This window comes from Miniimonas arenae (assembly GCF_006351005.1).
Classification (GTDB): domain Bacteria; phylum Actinomycetota; class Actinomycetes; order Actinomycetales; family Beutenbergiaceae; genus Miniimonas; species Miniimonas arenae.
Map to the genome: position 1 here is coordinate 16,514 of NZ_VENP01000029.1, position 23,226 is coordinate 39,739.

21 protein-coding genes and 2 pseudogenes are annotated in these 23,226 nt (G+C 73.1%); 9 read left to right on the forward strand and 14 right to left on the reverse strand.

The genetic code is table 11. The features are described from left to right. Positions 1 to 4 precede the first annotated feature (4 nt). The gene (locus FH969_RS08775; RefSeq protein ID WP_139986997.1) at positions 5 to 1,810 is read left to right on the forward strand and encodes an SLC13 family permease; all 1,806 of its coding nucleotides are present in this window, start codon (positions 5 to 7) and stop codon (positions 1,808 to 1,810) included. A 76-nt stretch (positions 1,811 to 1,886) separates the two neighbouring features. Further along, positions 1,887 to 4,274, forward strand: coding sequence for an FdhF/YdeP family oxidoreductase (locus FH969_RS08780; protein ID WP_139986999.1), 2,388 nt, complete (start codon positions 1,887 to 1,889; stop codon positions 4,272 to 4,274). A 16-nt stretch (positions 4,275 to 4,290) separates the two neighbouring features. Here FH969_RS08780 and hpxO read toward each other — a convergent pair whose 3' ends face one another. The 3 genes from hpxO to FH969_RS08795 all read right to left on the reverse strand — a co-directional run bounded on the left by hpxO (position 4,291) and on the right by FH969_RS08795 (position 7,029). Next, positions 4,291 to 5,448 (reverse strand): FAD-dependent urate hydroxylase HpxO, encoded by a 1,158-nt coding sequence (hpxO, locus tag FH969_RS08785; RefSeq protein ID WP_139987001.1) that lies wholly within the window; start codon positions 5,446 to 5,448, stop codon positions 4,291 to 4,293. A 124-nt stretch (positions 5,449 to 5,572) separates the two neighbouring features. Then, positions 5,573 to 6,154 carry a 1-acyl-sn-glycerol-3-phosphate acyltransferase gene (locus tag FH969_RS08790; protein ID WP_180359730.1) on the reverse strand — a complete coding sequence of 194 codons (582 nt, stop codon included), beginning with the start codon at positions 6,152 to 6,154 and terminating at the stop codon, positions 5,573 to 5,575. A 20-nt stretch (positions 6,155 to 6,174) separates the two neighbouring features. Next, positions 6,175 to 7,029 carry a hypothetical protein gene (locus FH969_RS08795; protein WP_139987003.1) on the reverse strand — a complete coding sequence of 285 codons (855 nt, stop codon included), beginning with the start codon at positions 7,027 to 7,029 and terminating at the stop codon, positions 6,175 to 6,177. 54 nt (positions 7,030 to 7,083) lie between these two features. Here FH969_RS08795 and FH969_RS08800 point away from each other — a divergent pair, with 54 nt between their 5' ends. After that, the gene (locus FH969_RS08800; protein ID WP_108718934.1) at positions 7,084 to 7,731 is read left to right on the forward strand and encodes a TM7S3/TM198-like domain-containing protein; all 648 of its coding nucleotides are present in this window, start codon (positions 7,084 to 7,086) and stop codon (positions 7,729 to 7,731) included. Positions 7,732 to 7,750: 19 nt separating this feature from the next. Here FH969_RS08800 and FH969_RS08805 read toward each other — a convergent pair whose 3' ends face one another. The 3 genes from FH969_RS08805 to FH969_RS08815 form a co-directional block, all read right to left on the reverse strand. Beyond that, positions 7,751 to 7,969 (reverse strand): PLDc N-terminal domain-containing protein, encoded by a 219-nt coding sequence (locus tag FH969_RS08805; protein WP_246071812.1) that lies wholly within the window; start codon positions 7,967 to 7,969, stop codon positions 7,751 to 7,753. A 173-nt stretch (positions 7,970 to 8,142) separates the two neighbouring features. Beyond that, positions 8,143 to 8,436, reverse strand: coding sequence for a Fe-S cluster assembly protein HesB (locus tag FH969_RS08810; protein WP_108718936.1), 294 nt, complete (start codon positions 8,434 to 8,436; stop codon positions 8,143 to 8,145). Positions 8,437 to 8,601: 165 nt separating this feature from the next. Continuing rightward, on the reverse strand, positions 8,602 to 9,078 hold the full coding sequence (locus FH969_RS08815; RefSeq protein WP_234417469.1) for a DoxX family protein: 477 nt from the start codon (positions 9,076 to 9,078) through the stop codon (positions 8,602 to 8,604). Positions 9,079 to 9,416: 338 nt separating this feature from the next. Between FH969_RS08815 and FH969_RS08820 the strand changes: the two genes are divergently transcribed. Both FH969_RS08820 and FH969_RS08825 read left to right on the forward strand, forming a co-directional pair. Beyond that, entirely contained in the window at positions 9,417 to 10,616 is a 1,200-nt protein-coding gene (locus tag FH969_RS08820; RefSeq protein ID WP_139987007.1) for a glycerate kinase, read from the forward strand. Between the two features lie 427 nt (positions 10,617 to 11,043). Continuing rightward, positions 11,044 to 12,825: an HNH endonuclease signature motif containing protein gene (locus FH969_RS08825; protein ID WP_180359731.1), complete on the forward strand. Its 1,782-nt coding sequence runs from the start codon at positions 11,044 to 11,046 to the stop codon at positions 12,823 to 12,825. Between the two features lie 302 nt (positions 12,826 to 13,127). On the opposite strand, the gene FH969_RS08830 is transcribed toward FH969_RS08825, so the two are convergent. Further along, positions 13,128 to 13,856, reverse strand: coding sequence for an MBL fold metallo-hydrolase (locus FH969_RS08830; protein ID WP_139987011.1), 729 nt, complete (start codon positions 13,854 to 13,856; stop codon positions 13,128 to 13,130). Between the two features lie 64 nt (positions 13,857 to 13,920). Beyond that, positions 13,921 to 14,829, reverse strand: coding sequence for a LysR family transcriptional regulator (locus tag FH969_RS08835; RefSeq protein ID WP_180359732.1), 909 nt, complete (start codon positions 14,827 to 14,829; stop codon positions 13,921 to 13,923). 72 nt (positions 14,830 to 14,901) lie between these two features. On the opposite strand from FH969_RS08835, the gene FH969_RS08840 reads away from it, so the two are divergent. From FH969_RS08840 to FH969_RS08850, 3 genes and pseudogenes are all read left to right on the forward strand, one after another. Next, positions 14,902 to 16,245, forward strand: a complete 1,344-nt coding sequence (locus FH969_RS08840; RefSeq protein ID WP_139987013.1) for an MFS transporter — start codon at positions 14,902 to 14,904, stop codon at positions 16,243 to 16,245. A gap of 76 nt (positions 16,246 to 16,321) precedes the next feature. Further along, positions 16,322 to 16,962, forward strand: a pseudogene (locus FH969_RS08845) (sugar O-acetyltransferase). A 76-nt stretch (positions 16,963 to 17,038) separates the two neighbouring features. Next, positions 17,039 to 18,478, forward strand: a complete 1,440-nt coding sequence (locus tag FH969_RS08850) for a serine hydrolase domain-containing protein (protein ID WP_139987014.1) — start codon at positions 17,039 to 17,041, stop codon at positions 18,476 to 18,478. Between the two features lie 12 nt (positions 18,479 to 18,490). Here FH969_RS08850 and FH969_RS15745 read toward each other — a convergent pair whose 3' ends face one another. From FH969_RS15745 to FH969_RS08870, 5 genes are read right to left on the reverse strand one after another with little or no spacing between them, the layout of a single operon-like run. Beyond that, positions 18,491 to 19,246: an MFS transporter gene (locus tag FH969_RS15745; RefSeq protein WP_425462459.1), complete on the reverse strand. Its 756-nt coding sequence runs from the start codon at positions 19,244 to 19,246 to the stop codon at positions 18,491 to 18,493. A gap of 58 nt (positions 19,247 to 19,304) precedes the next feature. Beyond that, on the reverse strand, positions 19,305 to 20,111 hold the full coding sequence (locus FH969_RS15750) for an MFS transporter (RefSeq protein ID WP_246071814.1): 807 nt from the start codon (positions 20,109 to 20,111) through the stop codon (positions 19,305 to 19,307). A 52-nt stretch (positions 20,112 to 20,163) separates the two neighbouring features. Beyond that, complete coding sequence (locus tag FH969_RS08860; RefSeq protein ID WP_246071816.1) at positions 20,164 to 20,805, reverse strand: recombinase family protein; 642 nt, start codon at positions 20,803 to 20,805, stop codon at positions 20,164 to 20,166. Further along, positions 20,802 to 21,632: a Fic/DOC family protein gene (locus tag FH969_RS08865; RefSeq protein WP_139987015.1), complete on the reverse strand. Its 831-nt coding sequence runs from the start codon at positions 21,630 to 21,632 to the stop codon at positions 20,802 to 20,804. The genes FH969_RS08860 and FH969_RS08865 overlap by 4 nt, the downstream gene beginning before the upstream one ends. Before the next feature lie 13 nt (positions 21,633 to 21,645). Then, a complete protein-coding gene (locus FH969_RS08870; RefSeq protein WP_108718945.1) occupies positions 21,646 to 21,849 on the reverse strand; it encodes a hypothetical protein in 204 nt (67 codons plus the stop codon). A 152-nt stretch (positions 21,850 to 22,001) separates the two neighbouring features. On the opposite strand from FH969_RS08870, the gene FH969_RS08875 reads away from it, so the two are divergent. After that, on the forward strand, positions 22,002 to 22,943 hold the full coding sequence (locus FH969_RS08875) for an AbiJ-NTD4 domain-containing protein (protein WP_180359733.1): 942 nt from the start codon (positions 22,002 to 22,004) through the stop codon (positions 22,941 to 22,943). 150 nt (positions 22,944 to 23,093) lie between these two features. Here FH969_RS08875 and FH969_RS15755 read toward each other — a convergent pair. After that, positions 23,094 to 23,226 (reverse strand): annotated as a pseudogene (locus FH969_RS15755) (AAA family ATPase); the annotation flags it as partial.

Genomic DNA, 23,226 nt, shown 5'->3' on the forward strand with positions numbered 1-23,226 from the left:
CTGCGTGTCCGACGCCGCGGTCAGCCTGCTCGTGCTTGCCGTCTCGCTGGCGCTCTTCATCTGGAACAGGCTCCCGGTCGGTCTCGTCGCGATCATCACGGCGGTGCTGCTGTACCTCACGGGCCAGGTCACGGCCGGTGAGGCCGTCGCGGGGTTCGGCGACCCGGTCGTCGTCTTCATCGCGACCCTGTTCGTGGTCAGCGAGGGCCTGGACTCCTCCGGCGTGACGGCGTGGGCCGGCCAGCAGCTCGTCCGGCGCTCCGGCCGCTCGCACTCCCGCCTGCTGGTCGCCGCCATGGCGGTGACGGCGCTGCTCGCGGCCGTCGTGACGCCGAACGGCGCGGCCGCCGCCGTGCTGCCGGTCGTCGTCCTCGCGGCCCGCCGCGCCGGCCTGCTGCCCGCGCACCTGCTCATGCCGGTCGCGTTCGCCGCGAGCGCCGGGGCGCTGCTGCTGCTGTCGGGCAGCCCGGTGAACGTCATCGTCTCCGGGGAGCTGCGCGAGCTCACCGGTGAGCCGTTCGGGTACGCCGAGTTCGCCGTCGTCGGCCTTCCGCTCGTCCTCGTGACGATCGTGGTCGCGGTGCTCGGACGGCGCCTCGTCCCCGCGCGTCAGCCCGCCGAGGCGGTCCCCGACCTTTCCGACCACCCCGCCACGATCCTGGGCCACTATCGCCTGACCGAGGGCACCTATCGCCTGCGCGTGCCGGTCGCCGGCGACGCGATCGGCTTCACCCCCCGCGGTCTCCTGCGCCTCGTCGAGGGCGCGTCCGGCGTTCGGCTCCTCGGGGTGCAGGGCGGCGACGCCTTCCCGACCAAGGAGCGCCGGACGCTGTACGCGGAGGACGTGCTCGTCGTCGCCGGCTCGCCCGACGGCGTGGCCGCCGTCGTGCGCGAGTGCGGTCTCGAGGTGGTGAGCCGGCCGAGCACGCGCGACCTCGCGACCCTGCACGGGCGCGACCACGGGCTCGCCGAGGTGGTCGTGCCGCCGCGGTCTCGGCTCGAGGGCGAGCTCATGTTTCCCGGCATCGTGCTCGGCGGCGTCGAGGTGCTGGCGGTGAGCCGCCTGGGGGAGGAGCTCGGCCTCGCGCGCACGGAGCTCGCCGTCGGCGACATGCTGCTCGTGCGCGGGCGCTGGGCGGACGTCGAGGCGCTCGCGGAGAACCCGGACCTGCTCGTCGTCGACGACCCCGAGGCGGTGCGTCGCCAGAGCGTGCCCCTGGGCGCGACGGCGTGGCGTGCGCTCGGCGCGCTCGCCGTCACCGTCGCGCTGCTCGCCAGCGGGTTCGCCACCCCGGCGATCGCGGGGCTCGTGGGTGCCGGTCTCATGGTCGCGCTGCGCGTGGTGACGCCGCAGCACGCCTACCGCGCGGTCTCGTGGCAGACCGTGGTCCTGATCGGCGGACTCATCCCGCTCTCGACGGCGATCGCGTCCTCCGGCGCCGCCGACCTCGTCGCGAAGGGTCTGCTGTCCCTGGTCTCGGGCGCGGACGTGCGGGTGCTGCTCGCCGCGATCTTCGTGCTCACCCTCGTGCTCGGCCAGGTGGTGAGCAACGCGGCCACCGTGCTCATCGTGGTGCCGATCGCGGTGGCCGTCGCGAGCGACGCCGGGATCTCCCTGGCGCCGGTGCTCATGCTCGTCGCGGTGGCAGGCGCGACGTCGTTCCTCACCCCGATCGCGACGCCCGCCAACCTCATCGTGATGGGCCCCGCGGGGTACCGGTTCGCGGACTACTGGCGACTCGGGCTGGCGCTCTCGGTGGCGTGGTTCGTCGTCGCGATCGTGCTGATCCCGATCGTCTGGGTGCCGTAGGCCGTCTCGCTCCCGCTCCGCGCCGCGCGAACGTACGATCGACGCAGCACGGGACCCCGACGACGGGAGCTGGACGATGACGCCACCGAGCGAGCGCGGCACCGACCCGGCCCTGCGCGGCCACGCCGACCGCGTCGAGCAGAACATCGACGACGCCGACGTCACCGGCCTGCGCGTCAGCGACCCGGCGACGCACGCGGCGGGCCTGCCCGGCGTCGGGCACGCGATGCAGATCGCGCTCACCCAGATGGGGCCGGTCCGCACGGGCCGCACGCTCCTGCGCATCAACCAGACGCACGGCTTCGACTGCCCGGGCTGCGCGTGGCCCGAGGCCCGCCACCGCGGTCCGGTGGAGTTCTGCGAGAACGGGGCCAAGGCCGTCGCGGAGGAGGCCACCCGACGTCGCGTGACCCCGGAGTTCTTCGCGCGGCACTCGATCGCGGAGCTCGCCACCTGGGACGACTACGCGCTGGGCCAGCAGGGCCGACTCGTGCACCCGATGGTGCTCGAGGAGGGCGAGGAGCACTACCGCCCGATCAGCTGGGGGCGCGCGCTCGACCTGATCGCGGAGGAGCTCCGGGGACTGGACTCACCGGACGAAGCCATCTTCTACACCTCGGGCCGCACGTCCAACGAGGCGGCGTTCGCCTACCAGCTCCTCGTCCGCGGCTTCGGCACGAACAACCTGCCGGACTGCTCGAACATGTGCCACGAGTCCAGCGGTGCCGCGCTGACGGACACGATCGGCATCGGCAAGGGCAGCGTCCACCTCTCCGACATCGCCGAGGCTGACCTCATCCTCATCGCCGGGCAGAACCCCGGCACCAACCACCCGCGCATGCTCATCGCGCTCGAGGCCGCGAAGAAGGCCGGCGCGTCGATCGTGGCGATCAACCCGCTGCGCGAGGCCGGCCTCCTGCACTTCGACAACCCGCAGGAGCCCGCGGGCCTCGTGGGCCGGGGCACCGACCTCGCCGACGACTACCTGCAGATCCGCCTCGGCGGCGACCAGGCGCTCTTCCAGGCGCTCGGCGCGCTGCTCCTGCGGGCGCACGCCGAGCGCACAGCGCGCGGGGAGCCCGGCGTGCTCGACGAGGAGTTCCTCGCCACGCGCACCGAGGGGTTCGAGGAGTACGCGGGCCACCTCGCCGCGCTCGACTGGGGCGAGGTCGCGACCGCGACGGGACTGGAACGCGCGCAGATCGAGGCGCTCGCGGACCGCCTGATCGCCTCGCGCGCCACGATCGTGTGCTGGGCGATGGGCCTCACGCAGCACAAGCACGCGGTGCGCACGCTCAAGGACATCGTCAACGTGCTGCTCCTGCAGGGCAACATCGGCCGCCGCGGCGCGGGCGTGTGCCCCGTCCGCGGCCACTCCAACGTGCAGGGCGACCGCACGATGGGCATCTTCGAGCGGATGCCCGGGCGCTTCCACGACGCGCTCGACGCCGAGTTCGCCTTCACCTCCCCGCGCCTGTTCGGCTTCGACACGGTCGCCGCGATCGAGGCGATGCGCGACGGTCGCGCCCACGTCTTCCTCGGCCTCGGCGGCAACTTCCTGCGCGCCACCCCCGACTCCGCCGTCACCGAGGACGCGCTGCGCAACACCCGGCTCTCGGTCCAGATCTCCACGAAGCTCAACCGGTCGCACGTCGTGACAGGCCGCCGCGCGCTCATCCTCCCGACGCTGGGCCGCACCGAGCGCGACGAGCGCGGCACCGGACCGCAGCGCGTGAGCGTCGAGGACTCGATGAGCGCGGTGCACGCCTCGACCGGCCGGCTCGAGCCGGCCAGCCGCTACCTGCGCAGCGAGGTCGCGATCGTCTGCGGCCTCGCCCGCCGCCTGCTCACGGACGACGGCGGAGCTCCCCTTCGAGGCGCCCCGCACGTGGACTGGGACGCCTGGGCGGAGGACTACCGCCTCATCCGCGCGTCGATCGAGCGCGTCGTGCCCGGGTTCGACGACTACGAGTCACGGCTGGACCAGCCCGGCGGGTTCGTCCTGCCGCACCCGCCGCGCGACACCCGCACCTTCGCCACGCCCACGGGACGCGCCCTGCTCACGGTGAACCCGCTGGAGTACCCCGAGGTGCCCGACGGCGCGCTGCTCCTGCAGACCATCCGCACCCACGATCAGTTCAACACCACGATCTACGGCCCGGACGACCGCTACCGCGGCATCCGCGGCGGCCGGCGCGTCGTGCTCGTCAACCCGGCCGACCTCGCCGAGCGCGGGATGTCCGACGGCGAGCTCGTCGACCTCGTCGGCGTGCACCCCGACGGGCGCGAGCGTCGTGCGGAGGCGTTCCGCGCCGTCGCGTACGACACCCCGCGCGGGTGCGCGGCGTCGTACTTCCCCGAGACCAACGTGCTGGTCCCGCTCGACTCCTACGCGGACGTCTCGCGTACGCCGACCTCGAAGTCGGTGGTCATCCGGCTCGAGCCCGCGCGCACGGCGTCCTGAGTCGTCAGGTGGGCCGTCAGCCGAACGGCCCGCCGACGATGTTCTTCTCGATGCCGCGGATGATGTCCGTGCCGTCGGAGGCGCGCAGCTCGGAGTACCACGCGGCCGTCGCGTCGGGGTCCTTGCCGTGCGTGACGTCGCACCGACCCCGCGCGCGGAGCACGAGCTCGGCCGTGCGGGGTGCCCGGCGCGCCTCGTAGCGCCGCAGCGCGTCCTCGACGCCGAGCGTGTTCGTGGCGAGCTGCCACGAGAGCTCGACCGCGTCCTCGAAGGCGGCGCAGCCGCCCTGGCCGATGTCCGGCGTCGTGGAGTGCCCGGCGTCGCCGAGCAGCGCCACGCGGCCCTTGGTCCACGTGAAGAACGGCTCGATGTCGTGGATCTCGACGCGGTTGGTGCGCTCGACGTCGATCGCGGCCATGAGTGCTTGGACCGGCGGCGCCCAGCCGGCGAAGTAGCCGGTGAGCTCCTCACGCAGCGTGGCGCGCTCGGACGGCAGCCCGACGGGCAGCACGACGTCGAGGAAGAAGTAGAACCGCTCGTCCGCCACGGGCATGACCGAGACCCGCATGCCGTTGCCCACCCACTGCGACCACTGGTCGGCCGGCCCGATCTCGGGCAGCGCGGGAACGAGGCCGTTGTAGTTGACGTAACCGGAGTAGCGCCGCGTCGTCGGACCGCCGAGGACGTACTGGCGGATCTTCGAGTGCGCGCCGTCGGCCCCGATGAGGAGGTCGCCGTGCACCTCGGTGCCGTCGGCGAGGTGGGCGGTCACGCCGTCGTCGTCCTGGGTCACGTCGACGACCTCAGTGCCGAGGCGGATCGAGTCGGCGCCGACGGCGTCCATCAGCATGCGCTGCAGGTCACCGCGCGCGACGGGGTAGGGCCGCTGCCCGACGTGCTCGACGAGCGGGGCGAGCGAGAACTGCGTCATCGTCGCGCCGGTGAACGCGTCGTAGTAGGCCATCGACGCCATGTCACCGCCGAGCTTCGCGACCTGCTCGCCCACCCCGAGGTAGTTGAGGCACTTCACGCCGTTGGACCAGATCGAGATCGCCGCCCCGACGGGACGGACCTCGCGCACGCGCTCGAGGATCTCCACGTCCCAGCCGATCTTGCGCAGTCCGAGGGCCGCGGACGTGCCGCCCATCCCCGCGCCCACCACGATCGCCTTCATGCCGCCTCTTCTCGCGCATCGCCGTCCGTTCGGCTCGACGCTAGGAGTGGCGTGTTGCCGCGAAATTACCCCCGTGCGTCGGGCAGCGAACAGCCGGCGGGCGGCGCGTCAGGCGGGCGGTGCGTCAGGCGGGCGGTGCGTCCTCGGAGTCGAGCCGCGGCTCGGTCCGGCGTTCGGGCCGGAGCCCGGACTTGTCGGCGTAGAACGCGCGGATCACGTCCATGTCGGCGCGGACGTCACCCGTGAGCGTGATCGTCGGGCCCAGGCCCGCGGTCATCGTGGTGCGGTCCACGTAGCCGAGGGTGACCGGGAGGTCCGCCTCGCGTGCGATCCGGTAGAACCCCGACTTCCACCGCGTGACCCCGCCGCGGGTGCCCTCGGGCGTCACCACCAGCGAGAACGGCGCCTCGGCCTGGGCGACGAGGATCTCCGCGACGACCCGGCCCGGGTTCGTCCGGTCCACCGGGACGCCGCCGAGCGCCCGCATGACCGGCCCGCGCCAGCCGCGGAACAGCGTGTGCTTGCCGAGCCAGCGGAACGGGATCTCCGCCTCCCACGCGATCGCCAGCATGAGGACGAAGTCCCAGTTCGACGTGTGGGGAGCGCCGATGAGGATGCGAGGCACGGTCGGGGCCGGCTGCGGATCGGAGCGGAGCGTCCAGCGGGACAGGCGCCAGTACAGGCGGGCGAGGCGTCGGCGCAGCACCCGGTCAGCCTACGGGCAGCCTACGGGCGCGGCGCGAGCGTCCAGGACCCGTTCGTCGTGATCGCCACGACGCCGGGCAGCGGGAGGTCGACCGACTCCGTGAACGCCTCGGTGTCGCCGAGCAGTCGGCTGTCGGGTCCGCTGTCGGTGCTGGCCACGTCCGAGTACGCCCGGATGGACACCGAGTCGCCCTCGCCTACAGGGGTGTAGCTGACGTCGAAGCCGGAGCCCGCCTCGGACAGGTACAGCACGGCCGACCCGGTGCCGGACTGCGGCCCGGTGATCGGCGGAAGCTCGTTCCAGCTCGCCAGGGTGAGCGTCCACGGCCCCTCCGCGACGACCCACACGTCCCGGTCGGCCGCCGTGCTCGTCATGATGTCGAGCAGGTAGGTGCCGGTGAAGGGCGCGGGCCCCTCGCCCCACGGGTCACCGCCGCGGTCGGAGGCCGAGATCACCACCTCGCCCGTGCACGCGGAGCAGTCCAGCGCCGCGGTGACGGCGATCGCGCCCTGCCGCGAGTAGGTCACCGTTGCGGGGCCCGATCCGCTGACGATGGCGGGCGCGCCGTCGGCCACGGGGCCTGCGGCCAGGACGGTGGCCGGCGCCGTGAGCTCCGGGCTCTCCGTCGCCTCGTCCTCGGTCGGCTCCTCGGTCACCTCCTGCGTCGCGTCCGCGGTCGCGTCCGCGGTCGCGTCGGACGCTGCGGACGCCGGGACGCGAGCCGCCGCCGTCGCGGACGCCCCGCCGTCGGCGTCGTCGTCGCCCGAGCCGCCGCACGCCGTCGTGAGTGCGAGAAGCCCGACGGCGAGCACGCCGACGGCGAGTCGGCGCACGGTGCGTGGGGCGTCGGCAGCGAGGGCGCGAGTGGTCGTCATCGCTCGAGTGTGACAGTCGGGCGCGCCGAAGCCGGTCGCCGTAGGGTGAGCGCCGTGAGCGAGATCTGGGTGGTCGGGATCCTGAGCGTGCTGGTCGGGCTGTTCATGTGCTTCCGCGGCTACGTCGCGCTGCGGGTGGTGATCGCCGTCGTCGGCGCGTTCGCCGGGTTCCTGCTCGGTGCCGCGATCGTGGCGGAGGTGACGCCCGACGGCTTCCTCGGCACCACGCTCGCCTGGATCGGCGCGATCGTGGGCGCGCTGCTGCTCGGGGGGCTCGCGTACGCGTTCTACCAGGTCGCGGTGGTGCTCGGGATGGCGTCGATCGGGTTCGCGATCGGGTCGGGGCTCTCGGCCGCGCTCGGCGTCCGGCCCGACTGGCTGGTCTGGGTGATCGGCGCCGTCGCCGCCGCGCTGCTCGTCGTGGTGTCGCTGGCGACCGACCTGCCGGCCTTCCTGCTCGTCTGGCTCACCGCGTTCGGCGGCGCCAACACCGCGGTGACCGGTGTGATGCTGCTTGTCGGGGTGGTCACGCTGGACGACGTGACCTCGGGGGCGCTCCCGGACGACCTCGGCTGGTGGTGGGCGGTGGGCGCGCTCGTGCTCGGCGTCGTCGGCGTGGTGGTGCAGTGGCGCGCGCTGACGGCGTCCCGGCAGGCGATGCGCGAGGCCTGGGCCGGCCGGACCCCGGCTGGCCGGCGTTAGCGCTCAGCGCTCGAAGCGTTCAGCGCTCGAACGAGAGCGGCTTCGCGTCCTCGGTGCGACCGGCGAACAGGTAGGCGATCGGCCCCGCCCAGTTGATGAGGAGCGCGAGGCCCCACGGCAGCTTCGGCCCCATGACCTCGGCGGCCGGGCGACGGATGAGGTCCTGCCACGCGTACGCGTGGAGGAGGACCTGGCCGGTCCCGAGGACGACGACCGCGACCCGGCTCGGCGTGCTCATCTCCGACCACTTCTTGTGATGTCCGTGCCCGCGGTGTCCCGATTCGTGTCCCATGGCTCCATTGTGCGCTCCCCGCTGCCCGGCCGCGCCCTCCGGGTTCGTGGCCCGGACATGCCGACGGCCGGGGACCCGAGGTCCCCGGCCGCCGGCGCGCGTCAGTCCTGCGGCGCGCGTCAGTCCTGCTGCGGCGCGAGTACGAACGCGGGGTCGCCCCCCGGTGCGCTGCTCGCCGCGGTGTCCAGCGTGAGCTGGTCGAGCTGCTCGCTCGCGGCCGGCTCGACGAACACCGGCGTCGTGCCGGTCTCGATGACGCGGTCGGAGGTCTGCGGTCCCCGCGTGAGTGCGAGCTCGAGCCCACCCGGCTGGGTGGTCGACTGCGAGATCCGCAGTCCGCCGCCCTCGGGGAGGTCGGCGCGGGCGGCGAGGTCGTCGACGACGGTCTGGGCGTTCTCGGTCAGGGTCAGCATGGTGACTCCTCTCGTTGGCGTGTGGTCCGTCGCCGTCCACGCGACCAGACGCCGGCGCCCGTCGCAAGAATGCCTCGGTCCGTGAGAAAGGCGTCCCACCCATCGGGACCGGCCTCGACGTCCGACGGTGCCTCGCCTACGGTGACGCGCCCGCGCGAGGAGGCGTCAGCGCTCGCTGCGCGGCTGCCGCGTGGCCAGGAGTGCCCACGCGACGAGCACGGCCTGGAACGGCAGCCGCAGCAGGCGCTTCTCGTCGGTGTCGAGCCCGAACCCGTCCTTGTGCTCGAGGTACTGCGCGACGTTGCCCGGGAAGATCACTACGAAGAACAGCGCGACGAGGATTCCGAGGCGGCGCCGGTACGGCTGCTGCCAGGTCGCCACGAGACCCGCGCCGAGCGCGAGCTCGACCACTCCGGAGACGAGCACGACGACGTCATGGTCGATCGGGAACCAGTCGGGCACCTGCGCCTGGAACTCCTCGCGCGCCACGGTGAGGTGCGAGGTGCCGGCGAACAGGAGGCTCGCCCCGAGCCCGACCTGGGCAAGCCCCTTGAGTACCCGGCGCACCCCGCCCGAGCTCGCCGTCGTGCTCGACGTGGTGGGTCCGTCGTCGGCCGTCTTGCCAGGCGTGCTGTCGGACATCGGGAACTCCGCTCCTCCAGGGGTGCGGGACCGACGGTCACCGCCGGACGATCGTAGGCACGCTCGGCGGCTCACGGCCCCCCTTCTTCGTCGGAGGCTCCTGGATCGGGGTACCAGAAGGTGCCGGGCGCCCTCGGGCACCGGGTCGCCGACCGCGACCTCGCCCGGCGTGACCTCGCAGACCGCGACCTCGCCAGGCGCGACCGCGACCGGCTCGAGACGAATCACCGGCTGCACGTCGAGACGGGGCTCGGCGCGCGACGACGCGATCAGGATGCAGGACCTCATCCCCGGCTGGAGGTTCGACAACAAGCGCCCCTCGATGGTGCGATGACGCGATGAGGGTCGTCTGCGCACCCGACTCCTTCAAGGAGTCCATGGATGCCGGAGTGGCCGCGGCCGTCATGGCCGCGGCCGTGCGCCGCGTCGTCCCGGAAGCCGAGTGCGTCGAGATCCCGATGGCCGACGGCGGAGAGGGCACCACCCGCGCGCTCGTCGCCGCGCGCGGGGGGCGCCTCGTGCCCGTGGCGGTCCGTGATGCGCTCGGGCGTGCGGCGGTCGGGGAGATCGGGGTCGCCGGGGGCCGCGACGGCGAGGGCGAGCACGCGTCGGGCGCGCACGCCTCGGGCGAGCGCGGCGGGAGCCGACTCGGTGTGCTCGAGGTGGCTTCCGCCGTCGGGATCGGGATGATCGCGCGCGAGGAGCGCGACCCGCTCGCGGCGACCTCGGTCGGCGTCGCCGACCTCGTGCGCGCGGTGCTGGACGAGGGGGCGGCGCGCCTCGTGGTCGGGCTCGGCGGATCGGCGACCAACGACGGCGGGTCGGGCCTTCTCGTCGGGCTCGGCGCCGTGCTGCGCGACGCCGCGGGCGCCGTGGTGCCGCCCGTCCCCGCGCGCCTGGGCGAGGTGGCCGACGTCGACCTCGGCGGCCTCGACCCTCGCCTCGCCGCGGTGACGATCGAGCTCGCGTGCGACGTGACCAACCCGCTGCTCGGCCCGACCGGCGCGAGCGCGGTGTTCGGCCCGCAGAAGGGGGCCTCGCCGTCGGACGTCGCGCTGCTGGACGGCGCGCTCGCGACGTTCGTGGCCGCGCTCGAGGCGGCGACCGGGCGGTCGGTGCGCGACGTGCCGGGCGCCGGCGCAGCGGGCGGGCTCGGCGCGGCGTTCCTCGCGCTCGGTGCGCGGCGGCGACGCGGCGTGGACGTGGTGATCGACGCCGTCGGGCTCGACGACGCGGTAGCCGGCGCCGATCTCGTGCTGACGGGCGAGGGCTCGATCGACGAGCAGACGCTCGCCGGCAAGACCCCGGCGGGCGTGGCCGAGGTCGCGGCGCGGCACGGGGTGCCGGTGGTCGCGTTCGCGGGGCGGGTCGCGCCGGGGGCGGACGTGCTGCTCGAGCACGGGTTCACCGCCGTGGTGCCGATCGTGCACGAGGTGGGGCCGCTCTCCGCGGTGCTGGCCGACGGCGAGGCGAACCTCGCGAGGGCGGTCGCGACGGCGGTGCGGCTGCTGGTGTCGCCCGCGCTGCGGCGGGGGTAGCGGGTGCGGCTCTGCGCGCCCGAGCCGTTCGCGAGGGGGTCTCTGGCGCCGGCGAGGGTTCTCTGGCGCCTGTCCTCCTCGCCAGGTTGCCCGCGTGTTCGATGGACCCGTCCTGGTGATGGCTCCGCGTCTGGGCGGATTCGCTCCGGCTGCCCGCCATGGACGTGCGGGCCGGTCCCCGTGACCATCTCGAACACGTCTGTGGATAAGTAGGCTGATCTGCGTCGATGTCGGTGGTCGGGCATACGGTGTTCGCATGGCCGGTCGAGGCGGGGTGAACGCGGAAGGTGTCGCGAGGGACGACGCGGCGGTGGTTGGCGTGCCGTGCTTGTCGCCGCGGCTGCGGACTCTGGCCCGGCGGCTGCCGGCGGTCGCCGCCGAAGTGGCGGGGAGCGGTCAGCACGAGGTCCTCTCGGCATTCGACGGGTTGTCGGAGGTCGATGGGGGCGGCCTGGGAACGGACGCGATTCTTGACCTGATCATCGGGTGGTCGCGGCAGGTGGCGGCGGCGCAGGCGCGGGTGCGGGAGTGGGCGGCGGTTCTGGCCCATCAAGGGGGTGCGCGGTTCAACTTCCGTCCCGACATCGCCCTGGACGCGATGGTCGAGACGATCGCGGTGGCGCTGGCGTGCTCGACCCGGTTCGCGGGCACCCTGGTCCGGGAGGGGGAGGCGGTGCAGGGTCTCCTGGTCGACGTCGGTGGTGCGGCGCGGCGGGGTGATCTGGACGCGTCTCGGGTGGGGGCGTTCGTGGACGCTCTGGGTGAGCAGTCCCCGGAGGTGGTGTTCGCCGTCGTGGAGCGGGTGCTTCCCGACGCGGGCGAGGTCACGGTGAGTGAGCTGCGGCGCCGGTTGCAGCGAGCGTTGGTGCAGGTCGACCCGGCCGGTGCCGGACCGCGTGCGGCCACCGCGCGGAAGCGGCGTCGAGTGAACGCGGTCCGCCCCGTGGGTGAGGGGTTGGGGTCGTTCAGTGCGGTGCTGCCGGCGCCGTGCGCGACGGCGTTGGAGCAGGCGTGTGAGCGGGCCGCGAAGGCGTCCCGTGCGGCGGGGGACGAGCGGACGTTGGAGCAGCTACGGGCGGACGCGTTGGGCACGATGGCCGAGCACGCGCTGGTGACGGGGCAGATCGGGGCGCCTGGGGTGACGGGGGAGACATTCGTGTTCACCCCGTCCCAGGTTCGCATCATCGCCTCCGCAGCGTCGCGCCGTACCGACGGGCCCAGCCTCGCCGACGCCGTCCGCTGGGACATCAACCCCGAAACCTCGCACTGCACCAGCAACAACGGCGCCCGCGGAGCCCAAGGCGTCGTTACGGCTCCGCTTGCACCGCCCGAGTCCGCACCCGACGAGACGACGGTTGCGACGGCTGCGACGGCCGTGACTGCCGGATCGTCGGTGGCGAGCGCGCCGACCGCGACCACGGCGTCGACGCCGTTGATCGCGCCGGACGATCCGGTGGCGAAGGGCGATCCGGTCGCGCCGGACGATTCGTCGGTTGTGACGGGTTTGGCTGGGGGGTCTACGCCGACGGACGTGCAGGCGGACGCGAGAGCTGCCGACGCCGGCCCGCGAGGTCCGCAGGTTCGGGAGGATCGGCGGGACCCGGCCCGGTTCGAGGTTCCTGGCGCGGCCGACGAGGGCGGCGACGAACTCGTGGGAGAGCCGGTCTCGCGGCTGAGCGACGCGAGCGGGGTGGGTGACGCGCACGGGGTGGCTGACGCGCACGGGGTGGCGCCGGTCCCGCGAATCGCGCGCTCGAGCATTCCGGGCGTGGACGTGCCGGACCTCGTGGGGTACGGCGCGATCGATCCCGAGACCGTCACCACCTTCGGGACGCTGCCGTGGGTGCAGGTGATCTTGCCGCCGGAGCCGGGTGGGGCGGCGCCGCCCGACGCGCCCGGATATCACCCCACCGCTGAGCTGGCCCGGCACGTCCGGGCCCGGGACCGGACGTGCGCGGTGCCCGGCTGTCCGGTCGACGCGTGGCGCGGCGACCTCGACCACATCGTCGTCTGGCCTCAAGGCCCGACGAGCGCCGCGAATCTCCGGCCCCTGTGCCGCCGCCACCATCGGCTGCGCACTCACGCCGGCTTCCGCCTCGACACCCAGCCCGACGGCTCCGTCACCTGGACCACACCCTTCGGCACCGCACGTCAGCGCGACTCCGCCGGCCACCTCACCCGCTCAACTCACCGCGCCGAACCCCCGTAGGCGAACCCGTCTGGGGGCGCGATCCCTCGGCAGTCGGTCTCACGTGAGGCTGGCGCCCGTGGCGCTGACGCGTGCCCGGTGGTCCGTGCCCGGTGGCCCGTGCCCGGTGGCTCGCGGCGGGTGACCTGCACCCGGTGGCCGCGGCCGGTGACCTGCGCCCGGTGGCCCGTGCCCGGTGGCCCGTGCCCGGTGGCCCGTGCCCGGTGGTCCGTGCCCGGTGGCCCGTGCCCGGTGGTCCGTGCTCGGTGGTCCGTGCCCGGTGACGCGCGCCCAGCGGTGCCAGCGCGCGCTTCTGCCTGGCCTCAGAGCTCCAGCGACTCGCCGGCCGCGAGGTCGAGGTACTCGCCGCCCGCTCGCTCGGTGGCCGCGCGGAGGTTGCGGACGTGCACGGTACGGCCGAAGTCGGACAGCGAGAGGTCGTGGATCCCGAGCACACGCGGAGCCCCGATCTGCTCCACGAAGTCCATCGCGTCGCCGATCGTCAGCCACGGCGCGCCGACGGGGACAGCCAGCACCTCGATGCCGCCCGTGCCCGTGCCCGTGCCCGCGTGCGTGCCCGCGTCCGTGCCAGAGCCAGTGCCGGCATCGGCGTCCGCGGCGTCGTCGCGCGCCCCCGCGGGCAGGGCGAACGAGTCGCCCGGGTGGTAGAGCACGCCGTCGACCACGACGCCGACGTTGTCCACCGCCGGGATCGAGGAGTGCAGCGGCGCGTGCGTCCCGCCGGTGAAGCGCAGCGTGAACGGGCCGACCGCGACCTCGTCGCCGGCCGACACGGCCGTGACCTCGTGCCCGGCCTCGCGCGCGGCGTCGACGACGCCCTGCGGACCGAGCACGACGGCGTCGTGAGCCTCCCCGACGAGGTGCGCCAGGTGGTCGGGGGTCCAGTGATCGGGGTGCTGGTGCGTGAGCACGACACCGACGAGTCCGTCGACCTCGGGCAGCTCCGTGGTGAGGACCCCCGGGTCGATGACGAGGACGGCGCCGTCCTTCTCGAGGAGCAGGGCGGAGTGTTCGAGCTTCGTGAGACGCATGGGCCCAGTCTGCCCCGGCTTCGCTCCCGCAACACCCGCGCCCGCAACCCGCGCACCGCTCGCGCTAAACCTCGTCCGCGTGCCCGGCCGCGAACCGCTGCAGCGTCTCCTCGAACGCCGCGAGCGCGGGATCCTCCCGGGTGCTCACGAGCGCTCCGACGGTGCGGACCGCGCCGCGGTCGGCGAGCACGAGCTCGCGCACCTGCGGTCGGGACCCCATCGGGTCGGCGGGCAGGATCGCCGCCGCGAGCCCGGCCGCCGCCAGACCGCGGGCGGTGTGGAAGTCCTCGGCCTCGTACGCGACCCGCGGCACGATCGCGGCCGCGGCGAACAGCGCCTCCGCCATGGCGCGCAGCCCGAACCCGTGCTTGAGGAGCGCGAGGTCGTACGCCGCCAGCGCCGCCACGGAGACCTCGCGCTCGGTGGCGAGCGGATGATCGGGTGCGACCGTCGCGTACAGCCGCTCCCGGAAGAGGTGCAGCGTCCGCGTCCCCGCCAGCTGCGGCGGTTCGGCGACCAGCGCGATGTCGGCGTCGCCCGCCTCCAGGGCCTCGAGGCAGAGCGCTCGTGAGCCTTGGGTGAGCCGGAACCGCGTGCGCGGGAACCGGTCGCGGAAGGAGCGGATGAGATCGGGCACCACGCGCTCCCCGAGCAGCGTCTGGAACGCGAGCGAGACCGTCGCGCCCTCGAGGGCGGAGCCCCGCGCGAGCTCGTCGAGTCCGGCGTCGAGGCGCTCGAGCGCTGCGCGCGCGAACGGCAGGAACGTCCGCCCCGCCTCGGTGAGCTGCAGCGTGCGACCCCGACGCTCGAGCAGGGGCGTTCCCACGAGCGCCGCGAGCCGCTGCAGGGAACGGGTGACCGTCGGCTGAGGCAGACCGAGGTCGTCGGCGCCGGCACTGACCTGACCTGCCTCCGCAACCGCGACGAACAGCGGGAGCAGCGCCATCACCGCCCGGCGCTCCGCGCCAAACATGCGCGCAGCGTATGAGTTGCCGGACGAGTGTGCATTAGTCATGAACGCAGCGTATCCGTAGCCTGATCTCCCGTGGCTGTCGACCCCGGATCCCCCCGCGCTCCGCGTCGCGTCATGGTGGGCCTCGGAGCTGCCGGCGTCGCGACGTTCGCCCAGCTCTACGCGTGCCAGGCGCTGCTGCCCGAGATCTCCCGCGATCTCGACGTGAGCCCGGGCAGCGCGGCCCTGACCGTCTCGGTGGCGACGCTCGGTCTCGCGCTCGCCGTCGTGCCGTGGTCCTTCGGTGCCGACCGCCTCGGCCACGTCAGGGTGATGCGGTTCGCGCTCGTCACGTCGTCCGCACTCGGCCTGGTGGTGCCCCTGCTGCCGTCGGTCCTGCCCGGCCTCGAGCCGATCCTCGTGGTGCGGTTCCTCACCGGCCTCGCGCTCGCCGCCGTCCCCGGCACCGCGGTCGCGTACCTGCACCACACGCTGTCCCCTCGCGCGGCGGCAGCCGCGACCGGCATCTACATCGCCGGCACGACGGTCGGCGGCGCCGCCGGACGTCTCCTCGCGGGCCCGCTGGCCGCTGTCGTGGGGTGGCGCGCGGCCCTCGGCGTCATCGCGGTGGTCTGTGTGATCGCCGCCGTCGTCTTCGTGCGCGCCGTGCCCGCACAGGACGGCCACGCGCCGGTTCGCTCGGAGGCGGCGCCCGTCGGTCTGCGCGGGGCCGCGCACCGGATCGGCCGCGTCGTCACGGACCGGCCCCTGCTCGCCCTCTGCCTGCAGCCGTTCCTGCTCATGGGCGCGTTCGTCGCGACCTACAACTACCTCACGTTCCGCCTCGAGACGCCCCCGTTCGACCTCGCGCCCGCCCTCGCCGCGCTCTGCTTCCTCGCGTACGGGGCCGGGACGCTCACGTCCAGCGTGTCCGGTCGGTGGACCGCGCGGTGGGGCCGCCGCCGCGTCGTGCTCGCGGGCGCCGCGGCGATGGCTCTGGGTGCCGTGGCGATGCTGCCGGCGACCTTGTTCGCCGTCGTGCCCGGTCTTCTGCTCCTGACCGCCGGATACTTCGCCGCCCACTCGACCGCCTCCTCCTGGGTCGGTCGGCGCGCCGGCGACGTGCGCAGCCAGGCCGCCGCTCTCTACAACGTGAGCACCTACGCGGGATCCGCGCTGCTCGGCTGGGCCGTGGGCCCGCTGTTCCAGGCGGTCGGCTGGGCGGGCGTCAGCGGCGCGGTGGTCGCGCTCGCCGTCGTGTGCGCCGTGGGCGTCGGCCTCGCCACGCGCGGGGTGCCCGACGGCGAGGTCGCACCCCAGGCGGTCGGCTCACCCCGGCAGGACTCGCCCGGGCAGGACTCGCTGGGGCGCGGTGCGCCCCGCCGTGGCGTGCCCGCGGCCGCGCGGCTGCGCGCGGAGAGCCGCGCCTCGGTGTAGCGCGGCCGCTCGACGGGCCGGGCCGGGCTGGGCCGGGCCTGGCCGCTCGGGACCGCGCATGTGTACGCTCGTACACATGACGACGCGCGACTACTTCGCCGGAGACCCGCGCACGAACCGGGAGCGGATGCTCGCCGGTGACCTCTACGTCGCGGACGACCCCGAGAGTGAGCGGATCGCGCGCCGGGCCACGGTGCTGGTCGACGCCTACCAGCGCGCCGTGGTCGCCGCCGAGGACGCCGGTGCGCGCGAGATCCTCGCGGACCTGCTCGGCTCGGTCGGCGAGGCGTCTTCATCAAGCCGCCGCTCGCCGTCGACTACGGGGAGAACATCCACGTCGGCGCGCGCACCTACGTGAACTCGGGGCTGACGGCGCTCGACGTCGCGCCGATCACCATCGGCGCGGACTGCCTGCTCGGCCCGAACGTCCAGCTGCTCACGCCCACCCACCCGATCGACCCGCGGCCGCGCCGCGACAAGCTCGAGGCCGCCCGGCCGATCACGCTCGGCGACAACGTCTGGCTCGGCGGCGGCGTGATCGTCTGCCCGGGGGTGCGGATCGGCGACAACACCGTGGTCGGCGCGGGGTCGGTGGTGACGCGCGACCTGCCCGCGAACGTGGTGGCCGTCGGCAACCCGGCGCGCGTGATCCGCACGATCACCGAGGCGGACGAGCACGACGAGCGCGACGAGGCCGCGGCGGCCGACGGAGCCTGACGCTCGCCGAATTCCGAGCCCGAACCCAGAGCCCGAACCCCGCCCACGGCGTTGCGCGTCGTGCCACGCTGGCGGGATGCCGCCCGTGTCGACGCTGCCCCGGTCCGCTCCCGAGACCCAGGGCGTCGACTCCGGCGGGCTCGCGGACCTGGTGCAGGCGCTCGCGGACCTGCCCGAGCTGCACTCGCTCATGGTGCTGCGGCACGGTCACGTCGTCGCCGAGGCGTGGGCGCACCCGTACGGCCCGGACATGCCGCACGAGCTGTTCTCGCTGTCGAAGTCGTTCACGTCCACCGCCGTGGGACTCGCCGCGGGCGAGGGGCTGCTCGACGTCGACGACCTGCTCCTCGACCACCTCGGCGACCGAGCTCCCGCGAATCTCGATCCGCGCTGGCACCGACTGCGGCTGCGGCATCTGCTCACCATGACGACGGGGCACGACGGCGACCCGTCCGGCGCAGTCTTCGGCGAGCGGGACTGGGTGGCCGCCTTCCTCGCGCAGCCGCTCACGCACGAGCCGGGCACACACTTCGTCTACAACACGGCGGCGACGTACGTGCTTTCCGCCGTCGTGCAGCGCGTGACCGGTCAGCGACTGCTGGACTACCTCACGCCCCGGCTGCTCGATCCGCTCGGGATCGGGGGTGCGACCTGGGAGCAGTGCCCGATGGGGGTCGACACGGGTGGGTTCGGGCTGTCGCTGCGCACGGCCGACGTGGCCGCGTTCGGCCAGCTCCTGCTGCAGGACGGCGTCTGGGACGGGACCCGACTGCTGCCCGAAGGCTGGGTCGCCGAGGCCACCCGCGCGCAGGTGTCCAACGGCGATCCCGTGGTGGGCGGGGACTGGTGGCAGGGCTACGGCTACCAGTTCTGGCGCTGCCGGCACGGCGGCTACCGGGGCGACGGCGCCTTCGGCCAGCTCTGCGTGGTGCTGCCGGACCAGGACGTCGTCGTGGCGGCGACCTCCGCCGTCGCCGAGATGCAGCCACCCCTGGACGCGATCTGGACGCACCTTCTCCCCGCCCTGCACGACGGCGAGCTCCCGGACGATCCGCCGGGTCGCGCCCGCCTGGCGCACCTCGTCGCCGGGCTCCGCCTCGACCCGCCGGCGGGTGAGGCGTCGTCGCCGGCGGCCGAGCGGCTCGCGGGCCGGGTGCTGGTGCCCGACAACGCGAGGTGGGCGGTGCGGTCCGTGACCCTCGAGCCCGGCGCCGACCACGACGTCCTCACGATGGAGACGGAGCGGTTCGGCACGCTCACCGTGACCGCCGGGCACGGCGAGCCGCACGAGCACCTGCTCGCGATCCGGCACGGCCGGCCGGAGCGGGTGCTGGTCTCGGCCGCGTGGACCGACCCCACCACGTACGTCGTGACCGCACGGTTCGTGGAGTCGCCGTTCGTCGGCACGGTGACGGCCCGGGTGCTCAAGGACCGGGTCGATCTCGAGTCGCGGGTGAACGTCGGGTTCGACGAGTCGGACCGGCTCTCGACGGCGGTCGCACGACTCGACGGCTGACGCGGTCAGCGGTCAGCGGCCAGGGTCGGGGCCCAGGTTCGGGATCTCGCCGGGCCGGTAGCGCGGGAGCCGACTGGCGGGCGCGAGCGCCACGGCGCTGAGCGCCGCCAGCGCGAGCAGGCCGGTGCGCAGTGTGCGCAGCCGGGCGTCGGCGTTGAGCTCGACGGCGGCGTCGACCTGCTCGGGAGTCGCGTCGGTCTGCGAGAGCACCTCGCGCAGGCGGTCGTTGCTCACGAAGTTGACGGAGTCGAGGTCGACCTGCGCGACGAGGGACGGTGGGAGGTCGGTGTTCTCGAGGATCGCGCGCCCGACGGTCAGGCCCAGCACGGTCACGAGCATCGCCCCGGCCACCGCGGTCCCGACGGCGGAGGCGAGGTTCTGCGTCGTGCCGCGGATCGAGCCGACGTCGCCCGCCAGGTGCTTGGGCACAGCCGTGACGAGGACGTTGAACACGAGCGTGACGAGGGCTCCCTGCCCGACGCCGAACACGATCAGTCCCAGGATCGTCGGCAGCGTCTCCCAGTTGTTCGTGACGACGAACGAGAGCCAGACGAGCGCGACGGTCGTGAGGGCGAACGAGAACACCCCGATCGCGCGCGGTGCGAACCGGGGGTAGAAGCGCACGATGAGCGTCGCCGTCACGAATACCGTGAGGTTGAACGGCATCATCGCGAGGGAGGTGTCGAACGGGGTGCGACCCTGCACGATCTGGATGTAGAGCGGCACCGTGAAGTTGAGCGCAGCCTCCATCGAGACGATGACGAACATCGCGTACACCGCCGCGCGCTCCTGCGGCGATGCGAGCACGGCGAGGTTGACCAGCGGGTCACGGCCCGCCGCCGTCCGCGCCCGGGTCCAGACGAAGAAGCCCTGCCCGAGCACGATGCCCACGACGACGAGGACCGGCGCGGGGGAGACCCCGCCCACGCTGAACGGCGCGGCCGGCGTGGCGAGCACGACGCCCCAGGCGTTGAGGTTGTTGAACCCGAGGGTGAGCAGGACGACGGCTGAGCCGACGAGCAGCGCCCCGACGCCCTTCGATGCGGACCGCGGCGTCACCGCGGTCGGACCGCAGGCGGAGGCTGAGGACGAGCACCACGGCCGCGATCGCCACGACGATCCCGAACACCGGACGCCAGCCCACCAGCGTGCCGAGCGCGCCGCCCACGAAGAACGCCGTGACCCCGGAGATGGCACGGGCGGAGCCGAGCGAGCCGACCGTGGTCGTTTGCTGCGCGCCCTGGTAGTTCTCGGCGATGAGCGCCACGAGCGAGGGCACGATGATCGCGGCGGACGCTCCGGCCAGTGCCTGCGCCCCGATGATCCAGGTCACCGACTGGGCGCTCATCATGATGACGCCCGAGACGCCGAAGAGCGCGATGACCAGCCGGAACGCCCTCGTCCACCCCACCCGCCGACCGACCTTGGCGCCGAGCATCACGAGCGCGGCGACGGCGAGCCCGTACATCACGATCGCCGTGCTCACCTGGGTGGGCGGCACGCCGAAGTCGTCGACGATCCCGCCGATCGACACCGGGAGCGCGGAGACGTTGAACGACATGAGGACCTGGGCGAGGAACAGCGCGGCCATCGGCACCCACGAGGCGGGGGTCTGTGGTGTGCAGGTCGGCATCTATCGGGGGATGGGGGTACTGCGGTGGAACGTCCTCACCGCGGGGCGGTCCTCAGCTCGTGGCGTCCTGCAACGACGGCTCGGCCTCGGGGGCCGGCTCGTGACGCAACAGCGCTCGGGAGACCGACGAACTGCCCACGCCGAGCACCTTGGCGATGTGGGAGACGCTGGCGCCATCAGCGCGCATGCGCAGCGCCTCGGCGGTGCGCTCGGGCGTCATCACCGACGGGCGCCCACCGACCCTGCCCTGGGACCTGGCGTGCGCTAGACCGCGGCGGGTGTTCTCTCGGATCGTGGCTACCCGGAGCTGCGCGAGCACGGCCATGATCCCCACGATGGCCTCACCCATCGGCGTCGAGGTGTCGACGTCGAGGAACGGTTCGGTCAGGCTCCGCAGGCGGATGCCGCGACGGCCTAGATCGCGGATCAGCTCGATAGCCATCTGCTCGGTGCCGGCCACCCGATCCAGGGCACGGATCACGAGCGTGTCACCGGCGCGCAGGTAGTCCAGGCACGCACCCCACTGCGGGCGCTCCGCGATCCGGCTCGACTCCCCGTGGTCGACGAACACCCGCGCGGCGCCGGCTGCGCGCAGCTCGGCCTCCTGGGCCTGGGGGTTCTGCTCCCGGGTGCTCACCCGGGCGTACCCGACGACGTTGCTCACGGCACGCTCCTCCTGCTCGGTGGTGGTCATCTCCCGACCTCGGGGCCGCTGCGGCCTCGGCCGCCTCGGGCGCGGCTCGTCGACGTCGACGAGGTGCCTGGGCTGCGGGTGGTCGGTGGGTTCGGGAAGCTCGCCGCGTGCACGCTCGACGTCGGCGCGACCGGGCCTCGCTCGGGGTGAGGACCGGACCCGGGTCCCGGCGGCGGCGCCGCGGTGATCGCCCGATCCAGCACCGCGACCAACCGGCGGTTGCTGCCGGTGTCCTGACCTTCGAACCGTGCCGCGACGAACTCCGCGCGCAGCGGGTTGCCGACCTTGAATGCCTCGGTGTCCAGCCGGTAGCCGGCCTGGGTCGCGAGCTGGGAGAAGAACGCGAACTGCGTACGGGTGTTGCCCTCGCGGAAGGAGTGCACCACGTTCAGCTCGCCCCACCGCTCGCCCAGCTCGGCCACGAACGCGCCGCGCTCCATCCCGCGCAAGTAGTTCGCCCCGGCGATCTTCGCGTACTGCTCCTCGGCCGCCTGCGTCAGCGCAGGGCCGGCCGGGTAGTAGGCGTGGCCCTCCTTGAACATCGGGCCGCTCGGAGCGGTGCGCTCCTCCCCCGCCCACTCGTAGACGTCCTGGAACACGTGCCGGTGGATCGCCTTCATGTGGTCGTAGTCGAACCGACCCGGGATCGGGTGCGATCGCAGCTCGATCAGCCGCAGTCGGGTCCGGTGCTCCTCACGCGCGGTGAGCCTGGCCTGGTCGGTCTCGCCGTAGGGCTGGCCCGGTCCGGTGAACTTGTTCCGCAACACAGACGTGCCCGGGATGAAGTAGTCATCCCAGGCACGTTGCGGTGGCTGCTGACGCGCCATCGAGCGACGCCGATCAGCGGCCGAGAATGTGCCAGTCTCCCAGCTCGCCGGCCTCCTCGATCGAGATCTCGCCTCGAGCGAATCGGGCGGCGATCTCGTTCAGCACCGGGTCGGTGACCTCGTGGCCGGCGGCGCCCAGAGCTGCGTCTGCGAACGCCAGGCGGTCGGCCGCCTCGGCCTCGGTGTAGCGCGTGGTCTTGGTGCCCGTGGTGGCCATCGGACCGCCCCTCTCGTCGACGCTCTCATTCTACCAGTCAAGCGCCCAAAATCGGAGTTTCGGGCCAAGCGCCGTATAGAAGGGCCGGACAGAGGTGCCGTCCTCCATCATGTGGGGAATCCGAACCATCACGCAGACAGGAAGCACACCGAATGGTCTTGTTCTCAGAACGTCACGGCCACCAGCCCGCCCGGGCTGCGATGCGACTAGAACAGCTAGACGACGTCCTGCGGGTGAAGACGTGGGACGTGCTGCACATCGTGCTCGACACCATGCTCGGTCCGCATGCCGACGAACGCCTCGGCACGGTCGCCCTCGCGAGCCAGCCGCAACCCCTGCGGCGGCGGCGAGCCTCGCGCGCTCTCATTGCAGTCCTCCGACACGTCTTCGGCACCCCTCTCGACGTAGCCCGTCAGACCCACACCACCGCCGCGGTTCACCAAGTCCGCGGACTGGTGCTCGGCAGCACCGGCGAGCATCCATGGTGGGCGGTGCTGGACTGCATAGAAGTCCTGCTGACGGAGCTCGGTCGCGCCGCCGATGACAGTGAGGGCGATCATGACAGTGAGGAGAAGACATTCATCACCGCTCAGCTGAACACCGTGATGGAGACCTACGGCGGCGGCTATCGAATCATCGACGGCAAGGTTGTGCCGATGACCTCAGCCAGCGAGGTCTCCGCCGTTGAGGAGGCACTGAGCGACTCCGCCCAGATCGAGCGCGTGCGCGACCAGCTCGAATCAATGTTGTCGGCGCTCAGCGCCCGACCGCAGGACAACTACCTCAGGAGCGCTCAGGAAGCGCTCGACGCCGTCGAGGCGCTCGTGCGTCACCTGACGGGCAAGAACACTCTCTCCGTCGGCCTGCGGGCACTCAGGAACAGGGACGGCGACCCCTTCCACCAGACGATCTACTCCGCCTGGGAGAAGCTCTACGGCTACCGGGGCGACGAGTTGCAACACGCCAAGGGTGCGCACGTCGACCTGGCTACCGCCCGCTATCTGGTCGTGCAGGCCTGCGCGTTCTGCTCACTGCTGCTGGCCCAGACGCCCTCCAACTCCGGCAGGGCAGCAGACGCACGCGCAGGTGTCTGAGACATGACCGGCCCCGACTCCTCCCGGAAACGGTCAGAGCCGACTTTCGGGTGTCAGTGGTTTCGGCACTAGGTTTCGGGCGGCAATGACATGGCGTGTCGAGGCGGCCGTCTGTGACTGTTGGCGGTAGTTGACGCGATTCAGGTGGGGCTAGGTGTCGCCGATGACGAGGGTGCTGCGGGCGGCTTCGATGACGTCGTTGGTGATGAGGTGGAGCTCGTTGATCTTGAGGATTCGTTCGATCTGGACGAAGAGGCGGTGGACGAGTCGGAAGTTGCCGCGG

Bases quoted from the DNA above. Each gene is read 5' to 3' on its own strand.
- FH969_RS08780 (WP_139986999.1), top strand. From the start codon at position 1,887: ATGACGCCACCGAGCGAGCGCGGCACCGACCCGGCCCTGCGCGGCCAC.
- hpxO (WP_139987001.1), bottom strand. From the start codon at position 5,448: ATGAAGGCGATCGTGGTGGGCGCGGGGATGGGCGGCACGTCCGCGGCC.
- FH969_RS08795 (WP_139987003.1), bottom strand. From the start codon at position 7,029: ATGACGACCACTCGCGCCCTCGCTGCCGACGCCCCACGCACCGTGCGC.
- FH969_RS08805 (WP_246071812.1), bottom strand. From the start codon at position 7,969: ATGAGCACGCCGAGCCGGGTCGCGGTCGTCGTCCTCGGGACCGGCCAG.
- FH969_RS08810 (WP_108718936.1), bottom strand. From the start codon at position 8,436: ATGCTGACCCTGACCGAGAACGCCCAGACCGTCGTCGACGACCTCGCC.
- FH969_RS08815 (WP_234417469.1), bottom strand. From the start codon at position 9,078: ATGTCCGACAGCACGCCTGGCAAGACGGCCGACGACGGACCCACCACG.
- FH969_RS08820 (WP_139987007.1), top strand. From the start codon at position 9,417: ATGAGGGTCGTCTGCGCACCCGACTCCTTCAAGGAGTCCATGGATGCC.
- FH969_RS08830 (WP_139987011.1), bottom strand. From the start codon at position 13,856: ATGCGTCTCACGAAGCTCGAACACTCCGCCCTGCTCCTCGAGAAGGAC.
- FH969_RS08835 (WP_180359732.1), bottom strand. From the start codon at position 14,829: ATGTTTGGCGCGGAGCGCCGGGCGGTGATGGCGCTGCTCCCGCTGTTC.
- FH969_RS08850 (WP_139987014.1), top strand. From the start codon at position 17,039: ATGCCGCCCGTGTCGACGCTGCCCCGGTCCGCTCCCGAGACCCAGGGC.
- FH969_RS15745 (WP_425462459.1), bottom strand. From the start codon at position 19,246: ATGTTCGTCATCGTCTCGATGGAGGCTGCGCTCAACTTCACGGTGCCG.
- FH969_RS15750 (WP_246071814.1), bottom strand. From the start codon at position 20,111: ATGCCGACCTGCACACCACAGACCCCCGCCTCGTGGGTGCCGATGGCC.
- FH969_RS08860 (WP_246071816.1), bottom strand. From the start codon at position 20,805: ATGACCACCACCGAGCAGGAGGAGCGTGCCGTGAGCAACGTCGTCGGG.
- FH969_RS08865 (WP_139987015.1), bottom strand. From the start codon at position 21,632: ATGGCGCGTCAGCAGCCACCGCAACGTGCCTGGGATGACTACTTCATC.
- FH969_RS08870 (WP_108718945.1), bottom strand. From the start codon at position 21,849: ATGGCCACCACGGGCACCAAGACCACGCGCTACACCGAGGCCGAGGCG.
- FH969_RS08875 (WP_180359733.1), top strand. From the start codon at position 22,002: ATGGTCTTGTTCTCAGAACGTCACGGCCACCAGCCCGCCCGGGCTGCG.